Origin of the sequence: Mycobacteroides franklinii, assembly GCF_001853795.1 — a bacterium.
In the GTDB taxonomy this organism is placed as follows: domain Bacteria; phylum Actinomycetota; class Actinomycetes; order Mycobacteriales; family Mycobacteriaceae; genus Mycobacterium; species Mycobacterium franklinii.
The window spans coordinates 168,012-195,011 of record NZ_MLIK01000019.1; the positions used below are offsets into that span (position 1 = coordinate 168,012).

Sequence of the window (27,000 nt, forward strand, 5' to 3'; positions counted from 1 at the left end):
CCGCACCCACGGAAGCGAAAGCTGGGAACTCTAGCGAACCAACCCGCCGAGATGACGACTCGGGGCATCACGCTCCCAAACGGGGCGACTCTGCGCGGCGACGAGCCTCGTCGCATCCGGACCGATAGGCTTCGCTGCGGCAGCCCACCAACCGCCCGAGGAGAAGCGTGACCGGCCCTGACGAGTCACCCACGAGCCGCGCGCACGAGGAGGCACCGGATCCGGCGCCTCAGGACGCGCCTCAACCCGCCGCGCAGGAAGCCCCGGCGCACCCGGTACCTCCGCAATATCTCCTCGGTAGGTCGGCACCTCCCGCACGCACCCTGATCGACATCCTCTACGCGACCGCCGCGGAGCACCCCGACGCGCCGGCCATCGATGACGGCACCATCCAGCTGACCTACTCCGAGCTGATTGTCGACGTGGAATCGAGCGTCGAATGGCTCGGTACCCGCGGAATCGGGCGCGGTGATCGCGTCGGTATCCGGATGCCCTCGGGCAGCTACTCGCTGTACGTGGCCATCCTGGCGACCCTGGCCGCGGGAGCCGCGTACGTTCCGGTCGACGCCGACGACCCCGAAGAACGCGCGGCGCTCGTGTTCGGCGAGGCCCAGGTGGCGGCCGTGATCACCCCCGACGGACTCGTCCGCGGGCCAGGCTCCTCGCGAGGCTGGCGCGCCACCAAACCGACACCGCGCGATGACGCGTGGATCATCTTCACCTCGGGGTCCACCGGCACCCCCAAGGGCGTGGCGGTGACGCATCGCAACGCCGCCGCCTTTGTGGATGCCGAAGCCGAGATGTTCTTGCAGGACAACCCGATCGGACCCGATGATCGGGTGCTCGCCGGGCTATCCGTGGCCTTTGACGCCTCCTGCGAGGAGATGTGGCTCGCCTGGCGATACGGCGCCTGCCTGGTGCCCGCACCGCGCTCGCTGGTGCGCAGCGGCATGGATCTGGGGCCGTGGCTGGTGTCCCGCGATGTCACCGTGGTCTCGACGGTGCCCACCCTGGCCGCACTGTGGCCGGCGGAGGCGCTGGAGGCGGTGCGCCTGCTGATTTTCGGCGGCGAGGCCTGCCCGCCCGATCTGGCCGAGCGGCTGGCCACCGGTGAGGACGGTGCCGCACGCGAAGTGTGGAATACCTACGGCCCCACCGAGGCCACCGTGGTGGCCTGCGCGGCCAGGCTCGACGGGGTGAGCCCCGTCAGCATCGGATTGCCGCTTCCTGGTTGGGATTTGGCGGTCGTGGACGCACAGGGCAACCAAGTCGGCTATGGCGAGATCGGCGAGCTGGTCATCGGCGGTATCGGTCTGGCCAAGTACCTCGACCCCGAGAAGGATGCCGAAAAGTACGCTCCTCTCGACACTCTGGGCTGGTCGCGGGCCTACCGAAGCGGCGACCTGGTGCGCCTGGAACCCGACGGGTTGTACTTCCAGGGCCGCGCCGACGACCAGGTGAAGGTCGGTGGCCGCCGCATCGAACTCGGCGAGGTGGACGCGGCGCTGGTCAACCTGCCCGGCGTGAGCGGCGGCGCGGCCGCGGTGCGCAAGACCGCCAGCGGCACCCCGGTGCTGGTCGGCTACATCGCCAGCGCCGACCCCAACTTCGATATCGCCGCTGCCCGCGCGAGCCTGGCCGAATCGCTTCCCGCGGCGCTGGTGCCACGACTGGTCAAGTTGGACGAACTACCCACCCGCACATCAGGAAAAGTCGACCGCAACGCGCTGCCGTGGCCGCCCCCGGGTGCGGGTCCCGACGATGACGCAACCGAACTCGGCGGCACCATGGGCTGGCTCGCCGGATTGTGGCGCGACATCCTGGCAGCACCCATCGACGGGCCCGGGGCCGATTTCTTCGCCCTTGGTGGTGGTTCGCTCTCCGCAGCCCAGTTGGTCGCGGCCTTGCGGCAACGCTACCCGCAGGTGACCGTCGCCAACCTGTACGACCAGCCGCGACTGGGATCGCTGGCCACCTATCTGGATGAGCTCGCGCCTCCCGTCGACGTCGAACCCCGGATCGTCAAGCCGGTGCCCCGACGTGCCGAGCTGGTTCAGCTGGCGGCGACGGTTCCGCTCACCACGCTCACGGGTCTGCAGTGGGCGACCTGGCTTGCCCTGGCCAACAATGTGTTCGCAATGTTCAGCAACGTGCCGTGGCTGGTCACCGTCAACTGGTGGGTGCTGTTGGCAGCCTTCCTGCTCTTCATCACTCCCCTGGGCCGCATGAGTATCACCGTCATCGGGGCGCGGCTGCTGCTGTCCGGAGTCAAGCCCGGCATATACGAACGCGGCGGCAGCGTGCACCTGCGGGTGTGGATCGCGGACCGGCTCGCCACCGCCAGTGGTGCCGAGAACCTTTCCGGCGCACCATGGATGGTGTACTACGCCAGGGCGCTGGGTGCACGGGTCGGCAACGGCGTCGATTTGCATTCCTCGCCGCCCGTGACGGGCTGGCTCGATCTCGGTGACCGCAGTTCCGTCGAACCAGAAGTTGACCTCTCGGGACATTGGGTTGATGGCGACAAGTTCCATGTCGGCCCCATCGTCATCGGCGATGACGCCACCGTCGGTGCCCGGACCACCCTGCTACCGGGAGCCGTTGTCGGTAAGAACGCCGATGTCGCACCGGCTTCCGGTGTCGTCGGCAGGGTCAAGAACGGGCAGTACTGGAAGGGCTCGCCGGCGGTCAAATCCGGGAAGGCCCGTCATCCGTGGCCCGACTACCGCCCGCCCCGGGCCGGACAATGGGTTCCCATCTACGGGCTGACGTCGATTCTGCTCGGCGGACTTCCCTTGCTCGCGCTGGCAGCAGGTCTGGCCGTGGTCGCGTATGGCATCCGGAATGCCGCCACAATCTGTGAAGCCGTTGTGCCCGCTCTTATCTGGACACCGGCAGCGGCTCTGGTCAGCGTGATCGTGTACGCCGGTATCACCGTCGTCTTGGTGCGGCTGCTATCGCTCGGCCTCCACGAGGGCTACCACCCCGTTCGCAGTCGGCAAGGATGGCAGTTGTGGGCCACCGAGCGCCTGATGGACGCGGCCCGCAACTATCTGTTCCCCATCTATGCCAGCCAGCTGACTCCATGGTGGCTGCGTATTCTGGGCGCGAAAATCGGCAAGGACACTGAGATTTCGACGGCCCTGCTGGTGCCGAAGTTCACCGAGGTCGACGACGGCGCGTTTTTGGCCGACGACACCATGGTCGCGTCCTACGAGTTGGGCGGCGGCTGGATTCACATCGCCAAGGCCCGAATCGGCAAGCGCGCATTCCTGGGGAACTCCGGGATCACCCAGCCGGGGCGCAGGGTGCCCAACGATGCGCTGGTCGCCGTTCTATCTGCGACGCCACACAAGGCCAAGTCGGGATCCTCATGGATCGGCAGTCCGCCAAAGCGGCTGCGCCGCAAGGCCGATGGTGCAGACTCCGCACTGACCTTCGCGCCTCCGTTCCGCCTCAAGGTCATGCGAGGCATCGTGGAGACTTGCCGGATCATCCCGATCATCGTGACCTTCGGAATCGGCGTCGGGGTCCTTCTGGCCCTGCAGAACATCGCCATCCGGTTCAACTTCTGGGTGGCCGGAGCGCTCAGTGGTGTGGTGCTGCTGATCGCCGGCGCCGTGGCCGGGGTGGTCAGCGTGGTGGCGAAATGGTTGGTGGTGGGTCGCACCAAGGCCGTCGAGAAGCCGCTCTGGTCGTCGTTCGTCTGGCGCAACGAGGTCGCCGACACTTTCGTGGAAACCGTTGCCGCCGTGTGGTTCGCGCGTGCGGCGTCGGGAACCGTCATGCAGAACTGGTGGCTTCGCGGTCTGGGCGCCAAGATCGGCCGCGGTGTGTGGTGCGAGACGTACTGGCTGCCCGAGGCTGATCTGGTGACCTTAGGCAAGGGTGCCACCGTGAACCGGGGCTGCGTGGTACAGACACATCTGTTCCACGACCGGATCATGCGGATGGACACCGTGGTACTCGGCGAGGGGGCCACCCTCGGGCCGCACTGTGTGGCGCTGCCGGCCGCCGAACTGGGGTCCGGCGCCACCGTCGGTCCCGCCTCCCTCGTGGTCCGCGGCGACGTCGTCCCCCCGTCGACCAGGTGGCAGGGCAATCCCATTTCGCCATGGGGCAAGCTGGACCCGATGGCACCGAAGAAGACCAAAGGCGGCAAGGTTTCCCCGAGTAAGAGTTCCGGGGCCGCATGACCAAACCAGGCAAGAAGGCAGCCAAACGGCTCCCCCCACGGCCTCCGATCATCGATCCCTACCTGCCACAAAACGGCAACTACGGATACCGGGTGTCCCGGTATGAGTTGGACCTGGAATACAAGGTGGCCATCAACCGGCTGACCGGTAGCGCGACGATCACCGCCGTCACCCTCGCCACCCTCAAGGAGTTCACCCTCGATCTGGCCGATACCCTCGGCGTTTCGAAGGTGACGGTGAATGGGCGGCGTCCAACACATTTCGGGCATCGCGCCGGCAAGATCACCGTCAAATTGGTCTCTGCCATTCCGGCGGGAGCGGCAATGACCATCGCGATTCGGTACGGCGGATCACCACGCCCCATCAACAGCATGTGGGGGGACGTCGGGTTCGAGGAGCTGTCCAACGGGGTGCTGGTGGCCGGGCAGCCGAACGGTGCGGCATCCTGGTTCCCCTGCGACGACCACCCCAGCTCCAAGGCGAGCTATCGGTTTGTCATCAGCAGCGACAGTCCGTACTGCGTTATCTCTAATGGGGAGTTGATATCCCGACGAGTCCGGTCCGCACACACGACCTGGACATACGAACAGCCCGAGCCGATGGCACCGTATCTGGCAACGCTCCAGATCGGCGACTACCAACTGGTCAAACTCGCCAAGAGCCCGATCGCCATGAACGCCGCACTGCCCTCACGGCTACGTGACCGGTTCGAGCACGACTTCGGCCGACAGCCGCAGATGATGAAGTTGTTCATCAAACAGTTCGGCCCCTACCCATTCGCCGCCGGATACACCGTGGTGGTGACCGATGACGAACTCGATATTCCACTTGAGGCACAAGGAATTTCGGTATTCGGCGCCAATCATTGCGATGGCGCGAGACACTCCGAGCGACTGGTGGCGCACGAACTGGCACACCAGTGGTTCGGCAACAGCGTCACGGCGCGGCGCTGGCGTGACATCTGGTTGCACGAAGGATTTGCCTGTTACGCGGAATGGCTGTGGTCAGAGGAGTCCGGCGGTCCCTCGGCCGATGCCCGGGCGCGCCACTACCACCAAAAACTGAAAGACCTTCCCCAAGACTTGATTCTGGCCGATCCGGGCCCACGGCTGATGTTCGACGATCGCGTGTACAAGCGCGGAGCGCTGACACTGCATGCCTTGCGTTTGCGCCTGGGCGACACGAAATTCTTTACACTACTGCAAGACTGGACAACCCGATACCGGCACAGCACGGTAATCACCGATGACTTCACGGGCCTGGCCGCCGGATACTCCGACGAATCGCTGCGCCCGCTGTGGACAGCATGGCTCTACGAGAAGCAGCTCCCTCCCTTGGACCGGAAGTGACTGACGCCGGACCCAGCACCCGCTCCAGCGTCGCGCGTATCGGTGCTGCCACCGCAGTCAGCGCGATATGCGGCTACACCGTGCTGTACCTGGCGGCCCGCGAGCTGGGCCCCGCCCTGTTCTCGGTGTTCGGAGTCTTCTGGGGCGCGTTCGGTTTGGTGACAGGGGCCGCCAACGGGCTGCTGCAGGAGACGACCCGCGAAGTGCGGCTGTCACTGGCGCAGCGCGACCGATCCCCCCTGTCCGCCCCCCTGCCCGATGGGCTTCACCCAAGCGGCTCCTCCCTGCCGATCAGGATCGCGTTCGCCTTCGCGATCGCATCTGCTGTCGGGATCGTCGGCACCGCGCCACTGTGGGCATCGCACGTGTTCACCGAATTCCGTTGGCTCAGCGTGGCATTGCTTGCGGGCGGGCTTGCCGGCTTCTGCATGCACGCGACCACCCTGGGCGCACTCGCCGGGTCGAGCCGTTGGACGCAGTACGGCGTTCTGATGGTGACCGATGCGGGAATCCGTTTGGTGGTCGCCGTCGTCACCTTCGCGGCCACCCTCGGGCTCGTCGGCTATCTCTGGGCAACGGTGGCGGGCTCGATGTCATGGCTACTGCTCACGCTGCTCTCGAAACCGACCCGCGAGGCGCTCAGGGTGCCGGCGCTCGTCGACACCATGGCGTTCCTACGTGGCGCCCGGCATTCGATCGCTGCCGCGGCCGCCAGCGCCGTCCTGGTGATGGGATTCCCCGTGCTCTTGCAGTCGACGGCGGGCGATCTGGGCACCACCGGCGGCGTGGTGATTCTGGCCGTCACGCTGACCCGTGCGCCCTTGCTGGTTCCGCTGACGGCGTTGCAGGGCAATCTCATCGCCCATTTCGTGGACGAGCGGGAGCGGCGTCTCAGCGCGCTGATCACCCCCGCCGCGATCATCGTCGGAGTCGGCGCGGTGGGGATCGCTCTCGCCGCATCCATCGGTCCCTGGCTGCTGCGCACGGTGTTCGATCCGGCGTATCAGGCGGGCGGGCCGCTGCTGGGGTGGCTCACCGCCGGCGCGGTCATGATCGCATTGTTGACGCTGACCGGCGCGGCCACCGTGGCACACGCCCGTCACCTCGCCTACTCCGCGGGATGGGTTGGAGCGACGGTGGTTTCGGCACTTCTGCTACTGCTGCCGCTCGGCCTGGAGGAGCGCACGGTCATCGCATTGCTCGGCGGACCCGTCGTCGGAATCGTGGTGCACTTGGCCGCTCTCGCGTTGTGGCGGGACCCCGCGACTGCCGAGGACATCATCGACTGAGCTGCGCTCAGATTCCCGCGGCGTGCTCCAACTCCACCAGCGCGGCTTCGAGACCGTCAGCCATCTCGTCGATGTCCGCGGCCACTTCCGGTGTGGTGACAAACCCGAAGTCCATGTGCTCCAGGTAGGAGAAGCAGGTGATGTTCAGCGCCACATCCATGACGGGTGGGCCAAGCGGAATCATCGACTCCAATCGCGCCCCGGCCATGTAGAGCGGGAACGACGGCCCAGGAACGTTGGACAGCACCAGGTTGATGGGTGCCAGATTCCGGGATAGCCCGCTGGCGGTGTACGCACGTGCCGCCAATTGCAGCAGCCCAGGCGGCGTCGTATCGGTCAGCCCCATGATCTGATGCGCCGACATGGCCCGCGCCATCTCCTTGGCGCCCTGCGTCCCCTCGTAGATCGCCCTGATCCGCTCGGCCGGATCGTCGATATCGGTCGCCAGCGAGACGGTCATCGAACTGACCTGATTGCCTACCACCCCGTCGGTTTCCTCGGTGCGCACCGATACCGGGATCTGGACGATCAGCGGCTTGTCCGGCAGCTCGTCGCGCTTGGCCAAATAGTCACGAACCGCACCCGCGACGATCGCCAGCACCACATCGTTGACCTTGACGCCAAACGCGCCCTTGAGCGCCTTGACACGCGCCAGGTCCAGACGCGCCCCGGATATCCGCCGGTGCGGCGATACCGGCGCGTTGAATCGGGTGTGCGGTGCCTCGAAATACCCGGGCGATTTGCGTTCCATGCCGAAGACCGCCAGCTGTTGGCGCACCGTCTGTTGCACCAGCCGGACCACCCGATAGGGAGTCTTGACACCGACGTTCACCAGCGCGCTGAGCAGGATGCGCTCACGGCTCGGTAGCCCGAGCCCCACCAGCGAACCGACGGTGTCATCCGGCGCGGGGCGTGGTTCGGGTGCGATATCGAGCAGGATCTCACCCAACCCCGCGCCCGAGACACCGTCGACGATGGCGTGATGCATCTTGGTCAGCGTGGCCACCCGGCCACCCTCGACACCCTCGATGACCCACAACTCCCATAGCGGACGCGACCGGTCGAGCTTGTACGACATCAGCCGTCCGGCAAGCTCTTCCAGTTCCTTGCGGCCGCCGGGGGCGGGAACGCCGATCCGCCGGATGTGAAAGTCGGGATCAAGCTCCTCGTCTTCGACGAACCACGGCCGGTCCAGTCCCAGTGGGACATCGGTGACCCGCCAGCGCAGCTGCGGCATCGACGGGAGCCGCTCCACGATGAGGGCACGCACCCGCTCGAAGCTGTAGTCCGGCGCATCGGTGGGGTCGTAAATCGACAGTCCCCCAATGTGCATGTGCCAGCCCGCCGTTTCGGCGTGCCAGAACGCCGCGTCTACCCCAGACAGCCGTTGCATGGCGGAAACACTAGCCCCGACCGCTTTCCATCTGTGAGGAATGCAGCGAACCGTTGGATCTTGATCCGATCAGCGTCGCTTGCCGAAGCCCTCGAACAGATTCCATGACTGACTGCCCTTGACGTAGTGCAGGTAGTACGCGTAGTTGGCGATGCTCATGATCGCCGCGGACAGCCCGATACCGGCACCCCGGGCCGCACCGTCCGGGAGGTTCAGCAGCGCGAACACCGCGTAGAAAACGACCCACACACCGACCAACGTGAGGCCCTTCTGCCACATGCCCTTGACGAAGAAGTAGATCGGACCGAAGAAAAACGCGGGGAAGTTCGCAGTCAGCCGAAACCGGCTGCCGAAGGGTATTGCCTTGAAGGCGGCCTTGGATTCGGGACTGGAAGCAGGGAGGCCGTATCGGTCAAAGAAGTCGAACCGTCGCTGCCAGATCTCCGCCAAACTCTGACGGTCATGGGTATCAGTCACGCCGGTAGAACCTACACAGGACGCGCACAGCAGTCATACAGGTGGCGCCGGTGCTACCTTGATCCCAGTGAGCATCCCAGGGAGCAACAGCGCCAATGCTGATACCTGGCTGGTCATCCCCGCCTATAACGAGGGGCCAGTCATCGCCGACGTCATCGCCGCGGCGCTCGGCACCTTCCCCAACATCGTTTGCGTGGACGACGGCAGCGCCGACCGAACCGCCGCACTCGCCCATGGCGCCGGTGCGCACGTGGTGCGCCATCCCGTCAATCTCGGGCAAGGTGCGGCGATTCAGACCGGCGTGGAGTACGCCCGCGCACAACCGGGTGCACAGATCTTCGTGACGTTCGACGCCGACGGCCAGCACCAGGTCAAGGATGTGGTGGCGATGGTGGACCGGCTGCGGCTGGAACCACTCGACATCATCGTCGGCACTCGTTTCGGTGCGGGCTCCACACCAGATCATGTGCCCCTCATCAAGCGTATCGTGCTGAAAACTGTTGTGCTGCTGAGCCCCCGGACTCGCCGCCTCAATCTGACCGACGCCCATAACGGTCTGCGTGTGTTCAACAGGACCGTCGCCAATGGACTCAACATCACCATGAACGGCATGGGCCACGCCAGTGAGTTGATCGCGATGATCTCCGAAAATCATTGGCGGGTGGCCGAACAGCCGGTGGACATCCTGTACACCGAGTATTCGATGGCCAAGGGCCAGTCGCTGATCAACGGGGTCAACATCTTGTTCGACACCGCGTTCCGCCGGAGGTTGCCGTGATCACCTGGATACAGCCGCTGCTGATCGTCGCCGTTCTGCTGCTGTTGGTGTATCTGCTGCGTTCGCGCAGCACCGCACAGGCCAAGGCCTGGGTAAAGCTCGGGTTCGTGGTCTTTGTGATCGCCGGTATCTACGCCATCCTGCGCCCGAATGACACCACCACACTGGCACATTGGCTCGGCCTGGGCCGCGGCACAGACTTGATGCTGTACGTGCTGATCATCGCGTTCGCGTTCACCACCTTGAGCACCTACCTGCGCTTCAAGGACCTTGAACTGCGTTACTCGAGACTGGCCCGGGCCGTCGCGTTACGCGGCGCCGAGCCTCCGGAAGAACTCGACAGTCCGGCCAATTCCGGCCGTTAACTGCACCTTCGGTTCCCAGCCCAGCACGTTCTTGGCCAGGCCGACGTCCAGGCAGGACTGACGCAGATCGCCGAGCCGTGGTGGATGAAACTCAGGATCATCCGGCGCTCCCGCGGCCGCGGCCACTAGCGAATGCAGTTGCCGGTCACTGGTTTCCACACCGGTGCCGACATTGAAACGCTGTCCGCCACCGTCCGGACCGGAGGCGCGCACGAAGGCGTCCACGACATCGTCCACGAACACGTAATCGCGGGTGTTACCGCCGTCGCCGAACACCTTGGTGGGGCGGCCCGACAGCAGAGCTTGCGCGAAGATGGCGACGACGCCCGCCTCGCCGTGCGGATCTTGCCGTGGCCCATACACATTGGCCGGCGCGATATGGGAACACTCCAGCCCGTACAGGTGCCGGAAGGTATTGAGGTAGATCTCGCCGGCCACCTTGCCCGCCGCGTACGGCGAATGCGGGTCGGTGGGGACGGCCTCGCTGGTGGGGATTTGCTCCGGAGTGCCGTAAATCGACCCGCCCGACGAGGTGTGCACGATCTTGCGTACGCCCGCCTTGCGTGCGGCCTCGGCGAGCCGGACCGTACCGACGACATTCACGGACGAATCGAACTGAGGGTCGGCCACCGAGTGACGCACATCGATCTGCGCGGCCAGATGGAAGATCACCTCAGGTGAGTATTCGGCGACAACGGCCTCCAGATCAGCCTCGACGATGTCGTCCTTGACGAAGGTGAACGCGCGATGCACCTCGGCAGTCTCCAGGTTGGCCACCTTGCCAGTGGCCAGGTTGTCCAGTCCCGTTACCTCGTGCCCGTCCGCCAACAGCCGGTCGACCAGCGTCGATCCGATGAATCCTGCAGCTCCGGTAACCATTGCCCGCACCTGGCTACTCCCTCTGTGTTCGCATAGCTCACGGCATTCGGCCCCACCCTACAGATAGGGTCTGGCCCAAATGTCTTCTGCAGTGCGAGCCCAACTCCCCCAGGTGAACCGCGTTGCCGCTGCTGCGGCGGTTCTCATCGCGGTGCAGCTGGCAGTCCGTGGCGTGTTGGCGTTCGGGGGCGATTTCTATTGGGACGACCTGATCCTGGTGGGCCGCGCCGGGACGCAGGGCCTGTTCTCGCCGTCGTACCTATTCGACGATCACGACGGGCATGTCATGCCGGCGGCCTTCCTGCTGGCAGGCATCATCACCAAGCTCGCCCCCTTGAATTGGTTTTGGCCCGCGCTGAGCCTGGTGGTACTGCAGGCATTGGCATCACTGGCGCTGCTGCGCGCGTTGTGGGCGATAGTCGGCTGGCGGCCGGTGCTGCTGGTTCCGCTCACGTTCGCACTGTTCACGCCACTGGCCGTGCCCGGTTTCACCTGGTGGTCGGCAGCCTTGAACTCTCTGCCGATGCTGACCGCGATGTGCTGGTTCGTGGCCGACGCGATCTTGTTGGATCGAACCGGACACCGTAAATACGCCGCCACGGCACTGGCGGCGTTCCTGGGCGGGCTGTTGTTCTTCGAGAAGTCGGTGGTCATTCCGTTCGTAGCGTTCGCAGTGGTCGCGCTCCTGGCCTATCTGCGTGGGGACGGCTGGTCGGCAGTGACCCGAACATGGTGGCGGGGCGCGATGCTCTGGATCCCGGCAGGGGCGCTCACCGCGGCATGGATCGCGTTGTATCTGGTGGTGGTGAACCAGAAGCGCTGGAGCACCGATCTGTCCATGACGTGGTCGCTGCTGCAACGTTCCTTCACGCACGGGGTCCTGCCCGGTTTGGTGGGCGGGCCGTGGCGGTGGGACCGCTGGGTGCCGAGCTCGCCCTGGGCCGAGCCCTCGTCGTTGGTGATCGGGCTGGGCGCGTTCGGGCTGGGCGCGACGATCCTGCTGACCTGCTACCGCAAGCAGCGGCTCGGGCTGGTGTGGCTGACGCTGCTCGGCTACTTGGTGGCCAGCCAGGTGCCGATCTATCTCATGCGTTCATCGGCCTTCACGGCATTGCTGCTCGCGCAGACGCTGCGGTATCTGCCGGATCTGGTGGTGGTCGCCACCCTGCTGGCGGCGGTGGGACTCACCGCCCCCAACCGTCCGGGTAGCGGGTACCTGGACAGCTCTACACGGCGCACCGCGGCCGTCACGCTGGTCCTGACGTTGTTCGTGGGAAGCAGCATGGTGTCGACGGTCACGTATCTGCGCAGCTGGCGCAACAATCCCGCCTCGCCCTACATCGCGAATGTGAAGGAGTCGCTGGCCGCGGTAGCGACCGGCCCGGCGGTACTCGATCAGGAGGTCGACCCGCTGGTTCTGCAGAATGTAGTGCGGCCGGAGAACATGCTCAGTCATATGTTCGCCCTGGTCCGTCCCCGGCCAGAGATCGGTTCCACCACAACGCAGTTACGGATGTTCGACCGCTACGGCCACCTGCTGGACGCCCAGGTCACGTGGGTGCGTGCCATCACCGAGGGGCCGGTCCCCGGCTGCGGGTATCTGGTGCAGTCCACGCACACCATGCCGCTGAGTGGGCCGCTGCTCCCCGCGGACTGGATCGTCGAGCTGAACTATCTGGCCAACACCGACGGCGCCGTGTGGGCATCATTCACCAACGGGCCGAAAGTGAGAGTGCCGGTGCGCCCCGGTCTCAACCGGGTGTTCATCAGACTCCCAGGTTCGGGGAATTCGCTTACCTTGCAACCGATTACCCAGTCGTTGTCGCTGTGCGTCGCTGTCGGGCCGGTGGGGGCGCTCGCGCCCCGGTAGATTGGGCGCCATGCTCGAAGAACTGGCTTTGGCGTGGACCGGACGACTCTCTGCACCCGTCCTCGAAAAGCTGCTCGACCTGCCGGAACCACTCACCACCGAGATCCAGACGCGCCGGGACATCGAGGTCACCATGCCCGACGGCGTACGGCTCGCAACCGACCATTTCCGCCCACCCGGGCAGGATCCGATGCCGGCCGTCATCTTTCGCACCCCGTACGACAAGCGCGGCATGGTGAGCCAAATATGGGCAACACTATTGGCACGTCAGGGGTTTCAGGTTGTACTGCAGGACACCCGCGGCCAGTTCGCATCTCAGGGCAAATTCGACGCGTTTCGGCAGGAGCGCGCGGACGGACTGGCCACCGCCACCTGGGTTCGGGAGCAGCCGTGGTGCGATGGCACGCTGGCAACCGCCGGTCCGTCGTACTTGGGGCATACCCAGTGGGCGGTGGCGCCCTATATCGAACCGCCGTTGGCTGCCATGTGCCCCGCCATCACAACCAGTAACTTCAAAGAGCTCTTCTATCCGGGCGGGTCGTTCAATCTTCACAACCTGCTGACATGGTCATTCTCGATCGGCTCACCGGAGACCTCGCAGCTGGCCGGGCTGCTGCGCGCCGGCACCAACGCCAAGCGGGTGCGCCGGGCCATGGATCACCTACCCCTGGGCAACGCCGACAACGTCGCGCTCGGCAAGCCAGAGCCTTTCTGGCGCACCGTCACCGACCACACCGACGACGGCCACTGGGACGAGATCAACCACACCCCGGCGCTGGCGACGCTGAAGACGCCGGTGAGCATGGTGACCGGTTGGTGGGATTTGCTTCTCGTCGGACAGCTGCGTGACTACGAAGAGCTGCAGAAAACCGACTGCCCGCGGCGGATCACCATAGGTCCGTGGGACCACATGAAGTCACTCAAGGCGGTGATCACCGATAGCTTCTCGTGGCTGGCGGCCCATCTGCACGGTGACGCTTCATCGACGCACCGCGCTCCGGTGCGCATCTATCTACAGAAGGCCGGCCAATGGCTGGACTTCGAGCATTGGCCGCCCAAGGACTCCGCGCCCACACCGCTGTATCTACGGGCCGATCACAAGCTGGATTGGGAAGCGCCGCAGGATGATAACTCCGTCGATACTTTTACCTACGACCCCAACGACCCCACTCCAACAGTCGGCGGGCCGCTGTTGGACACCAGGGCTGCCGGCCAGCGCGACAATGCTCATATCGAGAAACGCTCCGATGTCCTGGTGTTCACCACCAAGGCGCTGACGAGCGACCTAGACCTCATCGGCCCCGTCTCGGCCTCCATCTACGTGACCACCGACAGTGGCCAGGGCGATCTCTTCGTCAGGCTCTGCGATGTTGACCGAAAGGGACTGTCCCACAATGTCACCGATGGAATCATTAAGCTGAGCGACGCGACCGATTCCCCCGTGCAGGTGACCATGCATCCCACCGGGTACCGTTTCGCACGAGGACATCGGCTGCGAGTGCAGGTCAGCGGCGGCGGATTTCCGAACCATGCCCGCAATACCGGCTCCGGCGAGCCGCTTGCCACCGCCAGCCGCACGGTTCCCATCCGCTTCGAGGTACGTCATGACAAGGAATGCCCCTCCTCCGTGACACTTCCCGCGCTGCGCACTTCATGATCACGAAATACCTTTGCTTCCTTGGTTTTACGGGAATGCTTATCAGCGCGTGCGGGGGCGGTGGCGCATCGGAAAGTCACCCGACCCTCATCCATGTCGGCGGCACGGGCGGCGGAGGCGCCGAGACCAAGGTGGTTACGGCAGAAGACGGCAAGCCCGGTGCCATGGGCCAACAGGTGCATGACGGCGATCTCGCGTTCGTGGTCACCCAGGTGAGCGATGCCGGAACCGTCGGCGACGTAGCAAATCCCGCCCTGCAGGCCACCGCGTCCGGCACGTTCGTCGTCGTACACCTCGAGGTTCTGAACCTCGGGCAGACGACGCATTCATTCCTCGGCGATGAGCAGAAGCTCAAGGACGCGACGGCCAAGGAATACGCACCCGACAGTATGGCGAACATCTTGGCGCGCAACGCCGAACAGCTCGAACCAGGTGCAGAACTTGTGCCCGGCGCACAGAAACGGTCGGTGCTTGTCTACGACGTGCCGCACGGCACGGTGCCCAAGGAGATCGACCTTCACAGTGATTACAACTCCAAGGGCGCACGGGTGCTGCTCGGCTAGCCGACAGGCGGAAACAGCGCGTAAGCGATCTGCGAGGCGATCTGTTTCGGATCGGCGTCATCGCGCGAATCGGCAAGCGCCCCACTGGTCCACAGCGACACAAACCCGTGTACCAACGACCACGCCGCGCGGGCGGCGGTGACCCTGTCGGCCGATGTCTGCCGGGGTGTCAGCGTGGCTATCCCGGCGTCGAGCGCGGCACCGGCGCGATCACGTGCCGTGGCCAGCGACGCGTCCGCGGCATCGAGCAGCGCCGGCTCGAACATGACCGAGTAATGCCCCGGATTGGCCAGCGCGAACTCCACATACGCCAGGGCCGCGACATGAAAGTCGGGGTGTGCGCCGTCAAGGGCATCGGCAAGTTGGTTGAATCCGTCGGCAGCCAATGCGGTGAACAGGCCGCGGCGGTCGCCGAAGTGATGGGCCGGTGCGGCGTGCGAGACACCGGCTTCGCGGGCCAACTCCCGTAGCGACAGTTCTGTTGCGCCGCGTCGGGCCACCATATCGGCCGCGCTGGCCAGTATCGCTGCCCGCAGATCGCCATGGTGATAGGACATCGCACCAGCATAACCCGGATCTTGACAGTGACTAGTTCTCGAGTATCGTCAATCTAGTCACTGTCAAGATTGGAGAATCGTCATGGCTCCGCTCATCGCCCTTGTGGTCGGGACACTGTTGGCGCGTCTTGCCGGCGCCCTGGGACTCACGCTCGTCAATGCCTGGCCTGCCGCGCTGGCGGTCGGTCTGGCCGCAATGTTCACGCTGACCGGTGTCGCGCATTTCGTCCCCACGATGCGTGCGGCGATGATCGCGATCGTGCCGCCGCAGATTCCGGCACCCAGGTTTCTGGTGGCGCTGACCGGAGTACTGGAACTGCTCGGCGCGCTGGGTGTGCTGATTCCGTCGACGAGAGAGTTGGCGGCGGGATGCCTGGGAGTGCTGCTGGTGGTGATGTTTCCGGCCAACGTGTATGCCGCGAGCCAGCGGTCCAACCCGCTGTCCACGCCGCTGGGCTGGCGAACCGCGGAACAGCTGCTGTTCCTCGCGGCGACGACAACCGTCGCTTTCAGCTAGACCAGATGCCAGACCAGAACGGCGGCCAGCACTCCCATCCCATTGAGCGACCAATGCAGCGCAATGGGCGCCAACAGGCTGCCGCTGCGGCGGCGCAACCAGGTGAAGACAAATCCGGCGAGGGCAGTGGCCACCACGGCTCCGGCGACACCCGCGATCTGCGCCCATAGGCCCACTCCGAGGAGCCTCGTGAGGCCGACATTGCCGGTGGTGAGGCCCAGCGAGGTAGCGATGTGCCAGAAGCCGAAAAGCAGGGATCCGGCTGCCGCCACACCCCGGAAGCCCCAGGCCCGTGCCATGGTTCCGTGCAGAACGCCACGAAACGCGAGCTCCTCGGGAATCACGGTCTGCAGTGGGATCAGGACGAATGAGGCGAGCAGCGCACCCGAAACCGTCGTCGCGTAACTGCTGTTGAGGAACATCGGGCGGGTAATGGGCAACAACAGCCCTATGCCGATCACCGCACCCACGATGACGACGGCGACGGCCGCATATTTGGCACCCGAACGCCAGTGATCTCGACCCAGCCCCAGCTCGGCCCAGGAGTGACCGCGATAGCGAATCAGAGCCAGCAGTCCGGCAGCGGCAACCGGGACCACGACAAAATTGGCCCACGGCGTGGTGAAGTGTGCAATCAGATTGGTGGCGACCAGAACAGCGACGACGACAGCGATATCGATGTACGTGCGCATATCCCGCAATCCATGCAGCGGCGCAGCGGCGGCCGTGGTCTGAGTAGGCACCCGATCCAGAGTACCGGCGCTCTCGTTAGCCCAGCTCAGAGTGTGATCCAGTCGTACCGACCACGTCATGGCGCCATCCTGCACGTCGGAGCCCAAGGCACTGTGGCAGTGCCCACAAGGCCGGGTTAGCCGGAACACGATCGACCTTCCCGTAAGTTCTGAAATCGTGCTCACCCTGTTGTTGGCGTTCGCGGGATTCGCCTGTCTGGACGCCCTCAACGTGCTCAACATCGGCATCGCCACCACGATCGTCTACGTGACCCGGCTGGAACGCCGGTCGGTGTTCCCCGGTGGCCTGAGCTTCATCACCGGATTGTTTGTGGCGCTGTTCACGTTTGGACTGGCGACGGTGCTGGGTGTGCGCTCGCTGACCGACGTGGCCGCCGGATCCGATATCACCCCGTCGACCCGGTATTGGGCGCAGCTGGTCATCGGAATCCTGCTGATCGCGGTAGCGGCGTTGACATGGTTCTCCGAGCCGGTCACACCGCCATGGATCCGGAACGTGGCACGGCGCCATCCGTGGCTGCTCGCCTTTGTCGGCCTCGCACTGGGATACGCCGAAGCCCCTACGTCGGTGCCGTATTTGAGCGCTCTGGCGATGCTGGCCTCCCGCCACCCGCTGCCCACAATGTGGCCGCTGCTGCTGGTCGGCTACGGCCTGATTGCCATACTTCCGAGTCTGCTGATTCTGGTGCTCTCGACGCGGCGATCGCCACTCGCACGACGAATGCAGCGCGGCCTGGTGCGTACGGTGACGCGCTACGGACCCACCGCGATCCGGGTCATTTTCCTGTGCCTCGGAGTCGTCCTCATCGTCAGCGCTCTCGTACATCACAGCGCACTGGGACTCCGCTAGGCGACAGCGACCCCTCTAAAAATCGGCTGACCGCTCGCTGTGCTCAACCCCACGATGAGCACAACGAGTGATCAGCCAACGCGACCAACTTGATTAGCCGAACGAACACCCGAGACATTACTGTCAGTAAATAGCTCTTGTCAATCACTTACCCTTTCGATAGGTTGCCTACCGTCCAGACAGCCGCGCACCTACGATGAGCAGCACAGCATCGGCGTGTATGGTTGGGCTGCAGAGTGGAAGTACGCGAGGGGGTGTGATGCCAGATTTTTCGAGGCGACTGAGCCACCTGTTTGCCACCGTGCATCCGGCCGGGCGTGGCCCCTACTCACTAAATGAAGTGGTCGCCGCACTCGGCGAGCGCGGTGTCGAGGTGTCGTCGCCGTATCTATCGCTCCTACGCAAGGGCGAACGGTCGAACCCCGCGCCCGAAATCGTCACAGCGCTGGCCGAGTTTTTTCAGGTGAGCCCCGCCTATTTCTATGACGCCGACTACGCCGAATCGGTGAACCGCGATCTGGATTGGCTCGTACAGTTGCGCGACTCGAAGGTGCGTGAGATCGCGCAACGCAGCTACGCGCTATCCGAGCACAGTCGGCAGGCGATTGCCGATATGGTCGATCACCTTCGCAAGGTAGAGGGCATACCCGATAAAGAAGCCGGAGCCGCAAAGCCGTCCTGACGCCCCCGGTAGGCGTCGGCGATCGCGAGTACCCAGTCCTGATCACTCACGCCATCTGGTGAACGCAACCATTCGTAGCTGAAGCCCGGAACCAGCTCTCCCACTAGCCAATCCGCAATTTGCGCGGCGCGATCTGCCTTACTCAGCGGTAGTTCAACCTCGGTATGCATCGGAGTCTGCCGATGCTGCGCTAAAACAGTAAGACCATCTTGGATGTGAGTCCTCCATTCAAAGACCAAGTCAGATAATCGGACTCGTTGGTCTTCTGGAGGAAAGAGCTTCGGAAAGAGTTGACCGAGAGCATCGTGCAACGGTTGAAGCCTCCGTACGTCGCTCCGCGCCTGTACGTTGAGTACTACAGGCGGCCAGACAAATCCGATGAACATCAGGAGCGCGGCGACACACGCGGGCCAGGTCTGTATCCACAGCCCATATCGGCTTCCCATGAACCCCACTCCATGGACCAAGGGACGCCAGATCCCCCCACAAACGGTTGCAATGAGCTGGAAAAACGACGCGGTCGCGAGTAGTCCCAGGCCGGTGCCGACCGGTGTGCGATCCGCATGCCGCATCCCCACCCACGAGAGCTGTGCAAACACCACGGCCGCGAATCCACTGCTCACCACCAACGCACCAGTACTCGCAGGATCAGCACCGTCCAAAAGTGCATCGATCACCGCAGGTAAGTTCCTCGTGGTGAGCAGCAACTCGCTCTGACTGGCCGCCACGGCAACCACGGCGGAAATGATGGCGGTCACTACAAACGTAATTCGCAATCCTCGCCGTATCCGCGCCGCAGATGCATCGCCACGAATACCAACCACGAACACTTGCAGACACCCCGCTAATGCAACGATCCACCAACCACCAGCGCTGATCGCTCGTATCACCGGTGGCATCGCAGACCACGCCCAGTCGGTAAACGCCACCAGCCACAACCACACGAACACGGCGAAACCCGTGGCGGCAACGGCCGGAACCGAAGTCGGATACCGCCACAGCCGCCAAATCCTGTACAACAGGGCGGGCAGAAAGCAAAGTAAAATCGCGATACGCAGAACTTGCAGACTGTCCCCGAACGAGTGGCTCATCGTGCGCCGACATCACCCTGGCGACGACGACCCCAATCAGCCGTTTCGAGGGTTCGATTTACGTCGCCACTTGTGTAATGGACAGGCGATGCCTCCTGATCCCGCCACGTGACGCCCGGGCTACCCAGCCGGCGGAAACTGTCGGCCACCTCAAACACCCATTCCTCGTCGCTGAGGCCCTCAGGGGCCAGGAGCCATTCGCAGCTAAATCCCGAAAGTGCCTTTCCCGCCATCCATTTCGCAACTTGCGCGGCACGATCTGCCTTACTCAGCGGTAGTTCAACCTCGGTATGCATCGGAGTCTGCCGATGCTGCGCCAGGAGAGTGAGCCCGTCTTGAATATGCGTCGTCCATTCAAAAACTAAGTCGGATAGACGTATTCGTGACTCTTCAGGGGGAAACAGCTGTGGGAACACACGCGCCAACGCGTCGTGAAGCGGACGGAGGCGCCGCTCATCCCGCCGCGCCTTAATACGCAGTACGACAGGAGGCCAAAGAAAACCGACGGTCAACAATGTCACACCAACGCTACCCGTCAGACTCTGCAGCACCAGCCCATACCGAACAGATACGAGATCGTGCCCCCCAGTAAGCGGACGCCAGATTCCCCCCGAAGCCACCGCTACAAACTGGAAAGACGAGGCCACCGCCAATATCCCCAATCCGGTACCGACCGGTGTGCGGTCCGCATGCCGGAACCCAACCCAGGCCAACTGGACCAGCGTCACCGCCAGGTATCCATTACCCACCACCGACGCAACGATCGCGCTACTGTCCCCACCGTCCAGAAGCGCATTGGTCAGCTCATGTAAGTCCTTGGTAGCCAACAGCACTTGACTCTGACTCGCGGACACCGAGACCACGACGAGGATCACCGCGGTTACCCCAAGGATTATTCGCATTCCTCGCCGCATGCGATCCGGAGAAGCGGACGCGGCAACGCCGAGAATGAACACCTGTGCGCACATCGCCACCGTGGCGACGAACAAGCCACCCATGCTGGCTGCGCGGAACTGCACCGGCATCAGTGACCACACCGTGTCGGTGAAGGTGAACAGCCAGAACCACATGATCACCCCGAAGCAGGTGACTGCAATCGCCGGAGCGGTCGCCGGGTATCGCCATATCCGGTACACCAGAACCGGCAGAAAGCACAGCAGAAACACAAAGCGCGCGATCTGCATGACCTGCCAGATCCAGGGACTGATCACCCCAGTGCGTCGTCCACGTACGGACTCCACCGCGTATGCGCGCCCCGCCCAGATCGCATGCGGCGGATCAGCAAGCCTGCAAAACGCTCGGCGGCCAGTTCATCCTCCGGCCAACGGTTGTCGTCGTGCGCCGGATCGTCACCGCCACAACTGCGTTGCAACATGCGGGCCACAAGCTCCGGTGCGACGACTTCGACATGCTCTGCTGCAAACTGAGCAACCGGTAGCCCCCGGTGCCCCAGCACCATGTGCCCCAACTCGTGAGCGATGGTGCGGTCTCGGCCCACAACGCCATGACCGACTTGCACTATGTCGCGGTCCGGAAACGAGACCCACTGACCAAAAACACCGGCCGCAAGTGGCGCGTCTTCGATCTCCATCACGCGGCCATTGGCTTGCGCCCAACTGCGCGCGACGTCGACAACCGATCCCTGTCCACCACCGCTAACAGTGAGCACCTGGTCCACAGCAGCAACGACCGCGCCATGACCGCTGGCACCGCGTCGCGCAAACCACATGGTCAGTAATGCTAGCGACCTGGTACATCGCGCACAGCAGAAGGAGCGCCCACGGCCCCGACGCCAGCGTGATTTATGTCAAAGGTTTGATCAATCCACGGCCTGCCCGGGATTCGATTCCGCGGGAGTCACCCTGGTCGGCGGGCATCAGAACTCCATGGCAGGTATCCCATGTGCCGAGTTCGAGCGGGTGGACGCAACGATGGCAAAAGCCGCCGCGAAAGCTACCGAGTAATCGATATGGAGCTGCCCGGGGGAATCGAACCCCCGACCTATTCATTACGAGTGAATTGCTCTACCGACTGAGCTAGGGCAGCGTGCCGGGCGAACCCGGCGCCCGAGAGTCTACGGCACCCCTGCCGCGACGCCCAATCTCATTCCGTCGGACGCAGCGCTTGGCCTGCCGTCGCGACCAATGCATCGATTGCGAACTTGGGCTTCACATTGACCGCCAGCGCTTCTCGGCACGCCAGGACCGCCTCGATGCACTGCAACAACTGTTCGGGCGGCACCCTGTCCACCATCGGCTCCAGCCGGTCGGCCATATCCGGATGATGCAAGGCCACCCGCCCCTCCTCGGCGGCACCGAACGAAAGCACCAGGGCATCTCGGAAGTAGGTCGCCAAATCGATAAGAGTGCGGTCCAGCGCATCTCGCGACGCCCGGGTCTGCCGGGATTTTTGTTTCCGCTCAAGGTCTTTCAAGACTCCTGCGGACCCCCGCAGCGCCGTTGCGGCGCCCTTTCCGGTGCCGCCCGCCCCCAGCGCCGTCTTCAGTTCTTCCTCTTCGGACTCGTTACGGGCAGCCGTCAGCTCCTTGGCCTCGGCCTCGGCGCTGATGACCAGCTCCTCGGCGGCGGCGTATGCCCGCGTCGGGGTCGCGGCCTCCCTGGCCAGCCCTAATGCCCGAAGCCGGCGGGCCCGTGCCTGATCATCGGTAGCGAGCCTGCGCGCCCGGCCCACATGGCCACCGCTCACCGAAGCCGCCCACTGGGCCTGCTCGGCATCGATGCCATCGCGGTCCGTCAACACCTGCGCGATGGCTGCCACCGAGGGAGTGACGAGCGCCACATGCCGACAGCGCGATCGGAGGGTGATCGAAATGTCCTCGGGATCCACCGACGGCGCGCACAACAGGAACACCGTCCGCGGTGGCGGCTCCTCGACGACCTTCAACAACACATTGCCGGCACCCTCGGTCAACCGGTCGGCATCCTCGATGAGCACCACCAACCAACGACCGGTGCTCGGTCTGCGCCACGCCGCCTGCACGATGGCGCGCATCTCATCCACGCCGATCGACAATCCCTCAGGAACGACTCTGCGCACGTCAGCGTGGGTGCCGGCCATCGTGGTCGTGCACGCACGACACTCGCCGCAGCCGACGGATTCGCCGTCGGATTCGCACTGAAGGGCGGCGGCAAAACACAAAGCCGCCACCGACCTGCCCGAACCCGGAGGTCCGGTAAACAGCCACGCATGGGTCATCCGGCCCGCGTCACCACCGCGAGCAGCCAATGCCGAGGACGAGAGCGTCGAAACCACCGCTCCCTGATCCACCAGGCGCTCAAAAACCCCGCTCATCGTCCCCAACCCTAGCCGTCGGCACCGACCCCAAGGGCACCGCTCAGGCGTGTGAAACGCCTCCGTCACCGCCGACAGCTACGGTTAACGGGTGACTGGCGCGGAGGGTAGGCCCGACCAGCGCCCTCTCGCACGCGCAGCCCGGTACTCCCGATGGGTCATGCGGACGCCATGGCCCCTCTTCATCATGGGTATCGCCCAGTCGAACCTGGTCGGCGCGCTGTTCGTGTTGGGTTTTCTGCGGTTCGGCTTACCGCCCAGTGATCGTGTCGAACTATCCGAGCTCGGCCCGGAGCGGCTCGTCATCCTCGGCGTCTCGCTGTTCATCCTGTTCATCGCCGGCGCCGTCGTCAGCACCTACCTGCTGCTGCCGGTGCTGCGCTGGCAGTACAGCTCCCCCGACTTCGAATCGGAGGGCTCTGAGTGGGTCCGCGTCCGCGCCCTGCAGATGCCGTTCTATCGGACCGTCATCAGCGTCGCGACATGGCTCGTCGGTGGTGCGATCTTCGTCGCCGTCACCTGGTCGTCCACCCATAGCTCGGTACTGGTCGCCGCGTTCGCGACCGTGCTGGGCGCCACCACGACCAGCATCATCGGGTACCTGCAGTCCGAACGCGTCCTGCGCCCGGTCGCCATTCAGGCCCTGCGCCGTGGCGTACCCGAAAATGTGACCGCCCCAGGCGTTATCGTCCGCCAAGTACTCACCTGGGCGCTGAGTACCGGTGTGCCGATCCTGGCGATCGTGCTCACCGTCGTGGGACAGCGCGCCGGATATCTCAAGTCCAACGCCGACAACCTCACCGGTTCAATCCTGATCCTGGCGATCATCGCGTTGGCCATCGGACTGATGGGCACGCTGTTGGTGGCGACGTCGATCGCCGATCCGCTGCGCCAGTTGCGTTGGGCCCTCAGCGAAGTGCAGCGCGGAAACTACAACGCGCACGTTCCGATCTACGACGCCAGCGAGCTAGGGCTGTTGCAGGCCGGGTTCAACGACATGGTGCGCGATCTCGGCGAACGGCAACGCCTGCGCGACCTGTTCGGTCGCTATGTCGGCGAGGATGTGGCACGCCGGGCCCTCGAATACGGCACCGAGCTCGGAGGTCAAGAGCGCAGTGTCGCGGTGCTTTTCGTGGACCTGGTGGGGTCCACACAACTCGCGTCCACCCGCGGGCCCGCGGTGGTCGTACGCGTCCTCAACGAGTTCTTCCGGGTCATCGTCGACACCGTCAACAAGCACGGCGGCTTCGTCAACAAGTTCCAGGGTGACGCGGCGCTGGCCATCTTCGGCGCCCCCATCGACCATCCCGATGGTGCCGCCGCGGCGCTGGCGGCCGCCCGCGAGCTGTCCGGCGCGCTCACTAATGTTTTGGGTTCCAATGACTTCGGCATCGGCGTCTCCGCCGGACGGGCCATCGCCGGCCACATCGGCGCCCAGGCTCGCTTCGAGTACACCGTCATCGGCGACCCCGTGAACGAAGCGGCCCGGCTGACCGAGCTGGCCAAGAACGAGCCCGGAAACGTGCTGGCGTCGGCCTCCGCGGTCATGGAAGCCCGCGACGAGGAAGCATTGCGCTGGGACGTCGGCGAGACCGTTGAGCTGCGCGGGCGCACCGTGTCAACTCAGGTGGCGCGCCCCCGTCACGGCTAAGTCGCCTTCTTCGCAGCCTTTTTCGCAGGTGCCTTCTTGGCAGGTGCCTTCTTGGCCGCCTTCGCGGGTGCCTTCTTGGCACGCTTCACCGGGCCACGCGCGCGGCGATCGGCGAGCAGCTCCGAGGCCCGCTCGTCGGTGATCGAGAGCACGTCGTCGCCCTTGCGCAGGCTGGCGTTGGTCTCACCGTCGGTGACGTAAGGACCGAAACGCCCATCCTTGATCACCATCGGCTTGCCGGTGACCGAATCCGCACCGAGCTCGCGCAACGGAGCGGCCGAAGCCGCCTGTCCGCCACGGCGCTTGGGCTCGGAGTAGATCTTCAAGGCCTCTTCGAGGGTGATGGTAAACATCTGATCCTCGGTGGCCAGCGACCGAGAATCCGTGCCGCGCTTGAGATATGGGCCGTAGCGGCCATTCTGCGCGGTGATCTCCTCGTTGTTGGACGGATCGACACCGACCACGCGCGGCAACGACAGCAGCTTGAGGGCATCCTCAAGTGTCACCGTCTCCAACGTCATGGTCTTGAGTAGCGAGCCGGTCCGCGGCTTAGGACCTTCGACCTTCTTGGCGCCACGTTTGGGCTTCTCGTCCTCGGCGGGCTCAGGCGGGGCAGGCAGCACCTCGGTCACATAAGGACCGAAACGTCCGTCCTTGGCCACGATGTCGTGTCCGGTTTCTGGATCAACACCCAGGGTCCGGCCTTCCTGCGGGATCGCGAACAGCTGTTCGGCCATCTCGACGGTCAGCTCGTCGGGGGTGACGCCGTCCTTGACGTTGGCGCGCTGCGGGATGAGAGTCCCGGCTTCACCATCAGGATCGGCCACCATGCGCTCCAGGTACGGCCCGTTCTTTCCGACCCGCACGTAGATGGGGCGCCCCTGCTCGTCGTCGAACAACTTGATCGAGTTGACCTCGCGCGCATCGATCTCTTCTAGGTTCACACCCACCAGGCGCTTGAGTCCGCCGGCGCGTGCAACCGAGCCCTCGACACCGTGCTCGCCACCAAAATAGAAGGCGTTCAACCAGTTTGTACGACGTTCGTTGCCGGAAGCGATCTCGTCGAGGTCGTCCTCCATGGCGGCGGTGAAGTCGTAGTCGACGAGGCGGCCGAAGTGCTGCTCCAACAACCCGATCACCGCGAAGGCGGTCCACGAGGGCACCAGCGCGCTGCCGCGCTTGTGCACATAACCACGATCCTGGATGGTCCTGATGATCGACGAGTAGGTGGACGGACGCCCAATTCCCAGCTCTTCCAACGCCTTGATGAGCGAGGCCTCGGTGTAGCGGGCGGGCGGATTGGTGGTGTGTCCATCCGCGGACAGCTCGGCGACGGTAACCGTCTGTCCCTGCGTGAGCTGCGGCAGACGGCGTTCCTCATCATCGGCCTCGCCACCGGCCAGCTCGTCGACCGTCTCGACATATGCCGACAAGAAACCCGGGAACGTGATGGTACGACCGCTGGCGGTGAACACCACCTGCTCGCCGGAGGTGGCGGTGCCCGCCAACCGCAGGCTCAGCGTGGTGCCGCGCGCGTCGGCCATCTGCGAGGCCACGGTGCGCTGCCAAACCAGCTCATACAAACGGAATTCGTCGTTATCGAGCAATGAATGCAATTGACCCGGAGTTTTGAATGTCTCACCCGCCGGGCGAATAGCCTCGTGCGCTTCCTGCGCATTTTTCACCTTGCGCGTGTATTGCCGCGGCGAAGGGTGCACATATTCGTTTCCGTACAACTCCGCGGCCTGGCTGCGCGCCGCGGTCAATGCGGATTCCGACAGCGTCGTGGAGTCGGTACGCATATAGGTGATGTAACCGTTTTCGTACAGCCGCTGTGCGATGCTCATGGTGCGTTCGGAGGAGAACCGCAGCTTGCGCCCGGCTTCCTGCTGCAGCGTCGAGGTCATGAACGGCGGGTAGGGCTTACGGGTGTACGGCTTTTCCTCGGCGGAGGCGACCGTCAGCGTGGCCTGAGCCAGACCGGCGACCAGCGCGTTGGCGCGGGTCTCGTCGAGGACCAACACATCGTCGGCCTTTTTGACGTGTCCCAGAGAGTCGAAGTCGCGTCCCGAGGCCACCCGCAGGGCGTCGACACTCAGCAGGCGGGCGTTGAATCGCGGCGGCTTGGCCTCGCCCCCGGCGTCCAACTCGGCGCCCAGGTCCCAGTACCCGGCACTGCGGAAGGCCATGCGGTCACGTTCGCGCTGGACGATGATGCGTGTCGCCACCGACTGCACGCGCCCGGCCGACAAGTTGCGCCCGACCTTCTTCCACAGCACGGGACTGACCTCGTAGCCGTAGAGCCGGTCCAGGATGCGGCGGGTCTCCTGCGCATCGACGAGGTTGTTGTCGAGGTCACGGGGGTCTTGAGCGGCGGCGAGGATGGCCTGTTCGGTGATCTCATGGAAGACCATGCGCCGGACGGGCACCTTGGGCTTGAGAGTCTCCAGCAGGTGCCAGGCGATGGCCTCACCCTCGCGGTCACCGTCCGTCGCGAGATAGAGCTCGTCAACGTCCTTCAAGAGGCCCTTGAGCTCGGTGACGGTGCCCTTCTTGTCGGGGCTGACGATGTAGAGGGGCTCAAAGTCCGCGTCGACGTTCACCCCGAGGCGAGCCCAGGGTTCCGACTTGTATTTGGCCGGAACGTCGGCAGCGGCACGGGGCAGGTCCCGGATGTGGCCACGTGAAGATTCGACGACGTATCCGTCGCCGAGGTAGCCAGCGATCTTGCGGGCCTTCGTCGGTGATTCGACGATGACGAGCCGTCGCACT

General features: G+C 64.6%; 22 protein-coding genes and 1 tRNA gene. 12 read left to right on the forward strand and 11 right to left on the reverse strand.

The features are described 5' to 3' along the window. Positions 1-167: 167 nt before the first annotated feature. Genes BKG76_RS08660 through BKG76_RS08670 form a run of 3 tightly spaced genes read left to right on the forward strand, consistent with a single transcriptional unit; the run spans position 168 to position 6,834 of the window. Complete coding sequence (locus BKG76_RS08660) at positions 168-4,196, forward strand: Pls/PosA family non-ribosomal peptide synthetase (protein WP_070937300.1); 4,029 nt, start codon at positions 168-170, stop codon at positions 4,194-4,196. After that, the gene (locus tag BKG76_RS08665) at positions 4,193-5,545 is read left to right on the forward strand and encodes a M1 family metallopeptidase (RefSeq protein ID WP_070937301.1); all 1,353 of its coding nucleotides are present in this window, start codon (positions 4,193-4,195) and stop codon (positions 5,543-5,545) included. Before BKG76_RS08660 ends, BKG76_RS08665 begins: the two co-directional genes overlap by 4 nt. Continuing rightward, a complete protein-coding gene (locus tag BKG76_RS08670) occupies positions 5,542-6,834 on the forward strand; it encodes a polysaccharide biosynthesis protein (protein WP_070937302.1) in 1,293 nt (430 codons plus the stop codon). The genes BKG76_RS08665 and BKG76_RS08670 overlap by 4 nt, the downstream gene beginning before the upstream one ends. A 7-nt stretch (positions 6,835-6,841) precedes the next feature. Here BKG76_RS08670 and BKG76_RS08675 read toward each other — a convergent pair whose 3' ends face one another. Together BKG76_RS08675 and BKG76_RS08680 are read right to left on the reverse strand one after the other, a co-directional pair. Next, positions 6,842-8,227: a WS/DGAT/MGAT family O-acyltransferase gene (locus BKG76_RS08675; protein WP_070937303.1), complete on the reverse strand. Its 1,386-nt coding sequence runs from the start codon at positions 8,225-8,227 to the stop codon at positions 6,842-6,844. 69 nt (positions 8,228-8,296) lie between these two features. Then, entirely contained in the window at positions 8,297-8,704 is a 408-nt protein-coding gene (locus tag BKG76_RS08680) for a DUF2628 domain-containing protein (protein ID WP_070937304.1), read from the reverse strand. Positions 8,705-8,771: 67 nt separating this feature from the next. On the opposite strand from BKG76_RS08680, the gene BKG76_RS08685 reads away from it, so the two are divergent. Then, positions 8,772-9,482 (forward strand): glycosyltransferase family 2 protein, encoded by a 711-nt coding sequence (locus tag BKG76_RS08685; protein WP_070937305.1) that lies wholly within the window; start codon positions 8,772-8,774, stop codon positions 9,480-9,482. Further along, positions 9,479-9,847 carry a DUF2304 domain-containing protein gene (locus tag BKG76_RS08690; RefSeq protein WP_083337979.1) on the forward strand — a complete coding sequence of 123 codons (369 nt, stop codon included), beginning with the start codon at positions 9,479-9,481 and terminating at the stop codon, positions 9,845-9,847. Before BKG76_RS08685 ends, BKG76_RS08690 begins: the two co-directional genes overlap by 4 nt. Here BKG76_RS08690 and BKG76_RS08695 read toward each other — a convergent pair. Then, a complete protein-coding gene (locus BKG76_RS08695) occupies positions 9,791-10,735 on the reverse strand; it encodes an NAD-dependent epimerase/dehydratase family protein (protein ID WP_070937306.1) in 945 nt (314 codons plus the stop codon). The genes BKG76_RS08690 and BKG76_RS08695 overlap by 57 nt on opposite strands. Positions 10,736-10,805: 70 nt before the next feature. On the opposite strand from BKG76_RS08695, the gene BKG76_RS08700 reads away from it, so the two are divergent. The 3 genes from BKG76_RS08700 to BKG76_RS08710 are packed head-to-tail and all read left to right on the forward strand — an operon-like array spanning position 10,806 to position 14,816. Further along, positions 10,806-12,596 carry a hypothetical protein gene (locus BKG76_RS08700; RefSeq protein ID WP_109420665.1) on the forward strand — a complete coding sequence of 597 codons (1,791 nt, stop codon included), beginning with the start codon at positions 10,806-10,808 and terminating at the stop codon, positions 12,594-12,596. A 10-nt stretch (positions 12,597-12,606) separates the two neighbouring features. Continuing rightward, entirely contained in the window at positions 12,607-14,253 is a 1,647-nt protein-coding gene (locus BKG76_RS08705) for a CocE/NonD family hydrolase (RefSeq protein ID WP_070937307.1), read from the forward strand. Then, entirely contained in the window at positions 14,250-14,816 is a 567-nt protein-coding gene (locus BKG76_RS08710; RefSeq protein ID WP_070937308.1) for a DUF4352 domain-containing protein, read from the forward strand. Before BKG76_RS08705 ends, BKG76_RS08710 begins: the two co-directional genes overlap by 4 nt. On the opposite strand, the gene BKG76_RS08715 is transcribed toward BKG76_RS08710, so the two are convergent. After that, positions 14,813-15,373, reverse strand: coding sequence for a TetR/AcrR family transcriptional regulator (locus BKG76_RS08715; protein WP_070937309.1), 561 nt, complete (start codon positions 15,371-15,373; stop codon positions 14,813-14,815). The genes BKG76_RS08710 and BKG76_RS08715 overlap by 4 nt on opposite strands. An 82-nt stretch (positions 15,374-15,455) precedes the next feature. On the opposite strand from BKG76_RS08715, the gene BKG76_RS08720 reads away from it, so the two are divergent. After that, positions 15,456-15,890 carry a DoxX family protein gene (locus BKG76_RS08720; RefSeq protein ID WP_070937310.1) on the forward strand — a complete coding sequence of 145 codons (435 nt, stop codon included), beginning with the start codon at positions 15,456-15,458 and terminating at the stop codon, positions 15,888-15,890. Here the strand turns inward: BKG76_RS08720 and BKG76_RS08725 are convergent. Then, complete coding sequence (locus BKG76_RS08725; RefSeq protein ID WP_070939062.1) at positions 15,887-16,582, reverse strand: CPBP family intramembrane glutamic endopeptidase; 696 nt, start codon at positions 16,580-16,582, stop codon at positions 15,887-15,889. The two genes, BKG76_RS08720 and BKG76_RS08725, sit on opposite strands and share 4 nt — an antisense overlap. A 217-nt stretch (positions 16,583-16,799) precedes the next feature. Here BKG76_RS08725 and BKG76_RS08730 point away from each other — a divergent pair, with 217 nt between their 5' ends. Together BKG76_RS08730 and BKG76_RS08735 are read left to right on the forward strand one after the other, a co-directional pair. After that, positions 16,800-17,492 carry a GAP family protein gene (locus tag BKG76_RS08730; protein WP_070937311.1) on the forward strand — a complete coding sequence of 231 codons (693 nt, stop codon included), beginning with the start codon at positions 16,800-16,802 and terminating at the stop codon, positions 17,490-17,492. Between the two features lie 259 nt (positions 17,493-17,751). Continuing rightward, positions 17,752-18,174 carry a helix-turn-helix transcriptional regulator gene (locus tag BKG76_RS08735; protein ID WP_070937312.1) on the forward strand — a complete coding sequence of 141 codons (423 nt, stop codon included), beginning with the start codon at positions 17,752-17,754 and terminating at the stop codon, positions 18,172-18,174. On the opposite strand, the gene BKG76_RS24315 is transcribed toward BKG76_RS08735, so the two are convergent. The 5 genes from BKG76_RS24315 to BKG76_RS08755 all read right to left on the reverse strand — a co-directional run bounded on the left by BKG76_RS24315 (position 18,114) and on the right by BKG76_RS08755 (position 22,577). Continuing rightward, positions 18,114-19,265 carry a hypothetical protein gene (locus BKG76_RS24315; RefSeq protein WP_083337980.1) on the reverse strand — a complete coding sequence of 384 codons (1,152 nt, stop codon included), beginning with the start codon at positions 19,263-19,265 and terminating at the stop codon, positions 18,114-18,116. The two genes, BKG76_RS08735 and BKG76_RS24315, sit on opposite strands and share 61 nt — an antisense overlap. Next, positions 19,262-20,476, reverse strand: a complete 1,215-nt coding sequence (locus BKG76_RS08740) for a hypothetical protein (RefSeq protein WP_070937313.1) — start codon at positions 20,474-20,476, stop codon at positions 19,262-19,264. Before BKG76_RS08740 ends, BKG76_RS24315 begins: the two co-directional genes overlap by 4 nt. Then, complete coding sequence (locus tag BKG76_RS08745; RefSeq protein WP_070937314.1) at positions 20,473-20,994, reverse strand: hypothetical protein; 522 nt, start codon at positions 20,992-20,994, stop codon at positions 20,473-20,475. The genes BKG76_RS08740 and BKG76_RS08745 overlap by 4 nt, the downstream gene beginning before the upstream one ends. Before the next feature lie 241 nt (positions 20,995-21,235). Next, positions 21,236-21,311: transfer RNA gene (locus tag BKG76_RS08750), tRNA-Thr, on the reverse strand. A gap of 57 nt (positions 21,312-21,368) precedes the next feature. Next, the gene (locus BKG76_RS08755) at positions 21,369-22,577 is read right to left on the reverse strand and encodes a DNA polymerase III subunit delta' (RefSeq protein ID WP_070937315.1); all 1,209 of its coding nucleotides are present in this window, start codon (positions 22,575-22,577) and stop codon (positions 21,369-21,371) included. 160 nt (positions 22,578-22,737) lie between these two features. Between BKG76_RS08755 and BKG76_RS08760 the strand changes: the two genes are divergently transcribed. Beyond that, on the forward strand, positions 22,738-24,228 hold the full coding sequence (locus BKG76_RS08760) for an adenylate/guanylate cyclase domain-containing protein (RefSeq protein ID WP_070937316.1): 1,491 nt from the start codon (positions 22,738-22,740) through the stop codon (positions 24,226-24,228). Here BKG76_RS08760 and topA read toward each other — a convergent pair. Then, positions 24,225-26,999, reverse strand: coding sequence for a type I DNA topoisomerase (gene topA / locus BKG76_RS08765; protein WP_070937317.1), 2,775 nt, complete (start codon positions 26,997-26,999; stop codon positions 24,225-24,227). The genes BKG76_RS08760 and topA overlap by 4 nt on opposite strands. Position 27,000: the final 1 nt, after the last annotated feature.

Bases quoted from the DNA above. Each gene is read 5' to 3' on its own strand.
- BKG76_RS08665 (WP_070937301.1), top strand. From the start codon at position 4,193: ATGACCAAACCAGGCAAGAAGGCAGCCAAACGGCTCCCCCCACGGCCT.
- BKG76_RS08675 (WP_070937303.1), bottom strand. From the start codon at position 8,227: ATGCAACGGCTGTCTGGGGTAGACGCGGCGTTCTGGCACGCCGAAACG.
- BKG76_RS08700 (WP_109420665.1), top strand. From the start codon at position 10,806: ATGTCTTCTGCAGTGCGAGCCCAACTCCCCCAGGTGAACCGCGTTGCC.
- BKG76_RS08705 (WP_070937307.1), top strand. From the start codon at position 12,607: ATGCTCGAAGAACTGGCTTTGGCGTGGACCGGACGACTCTCTGCACCC.
- BKG76_RS08710 (WP_070937308.1), top strand. From the start codon at position 14,250: ATGATCACGAAATACCTTTGCTTCCTTGGTTTTACGGGAATGCTTATC.
- BKG76_RS08715 (WP_070937309.1), bottom strand. From the start codon at position 15,373: ATGTCCTATCACCATGGCGATCTGCGGGCAGCGATACTGGCCAGCGCG.
- BKG76_RS08720 (WP_070937310.1), top strand. From the start codon at position 15,456: ATGGCTCCGCTCATCGCCCTTGTGGTCGGGACACTGTTGGCGCGTCTT.
- BKG76_RS08725 (WP_070939062.1), bottom strand. From the start codon at position 16,582: ATGCGCACGTACATCGATATCGCTGTCGTCGTCGCTGTTCTGGTCGCC.
- BKG76_RS08735 (WP_070937312.1), top strand. From the start codon at position 17,752: ATGCCAGATTTTTCGAGGCGACTGAGCCACCTGTTTGCCACCGTGCAT.
- BKG76_RS24315 (WP_083337980.1), bottom strand. From the start codon at position 19,265: ATGAGCCACTCGTTCGGGGACAGTCTGCAAGTTCTGCGTATCGCGATT.
- BKG76_RS08745 (WP_070937314.1), bottom strand. From the start codon at position 20,994: ATGTGGTTTGCGCGACGCGGTGCCAGCGGTCATGGCGCGGTCGTTGCT.
- BKG76_RS08755 (WP_070937315.1), bottom strand. From the start codon at position 22,577: ATGAGCGGGGTTTTTGAGCGCCTGGTGGATCAGGGAGCGGTGGTTTCG.
- BKG76_RS08760 (WP_070937316.1), top strand. From the start codon at position 22,738: ATGCGGACGCCATGGCCCCTCTTCATCATGGGTATCGCCCAGTCGAAC.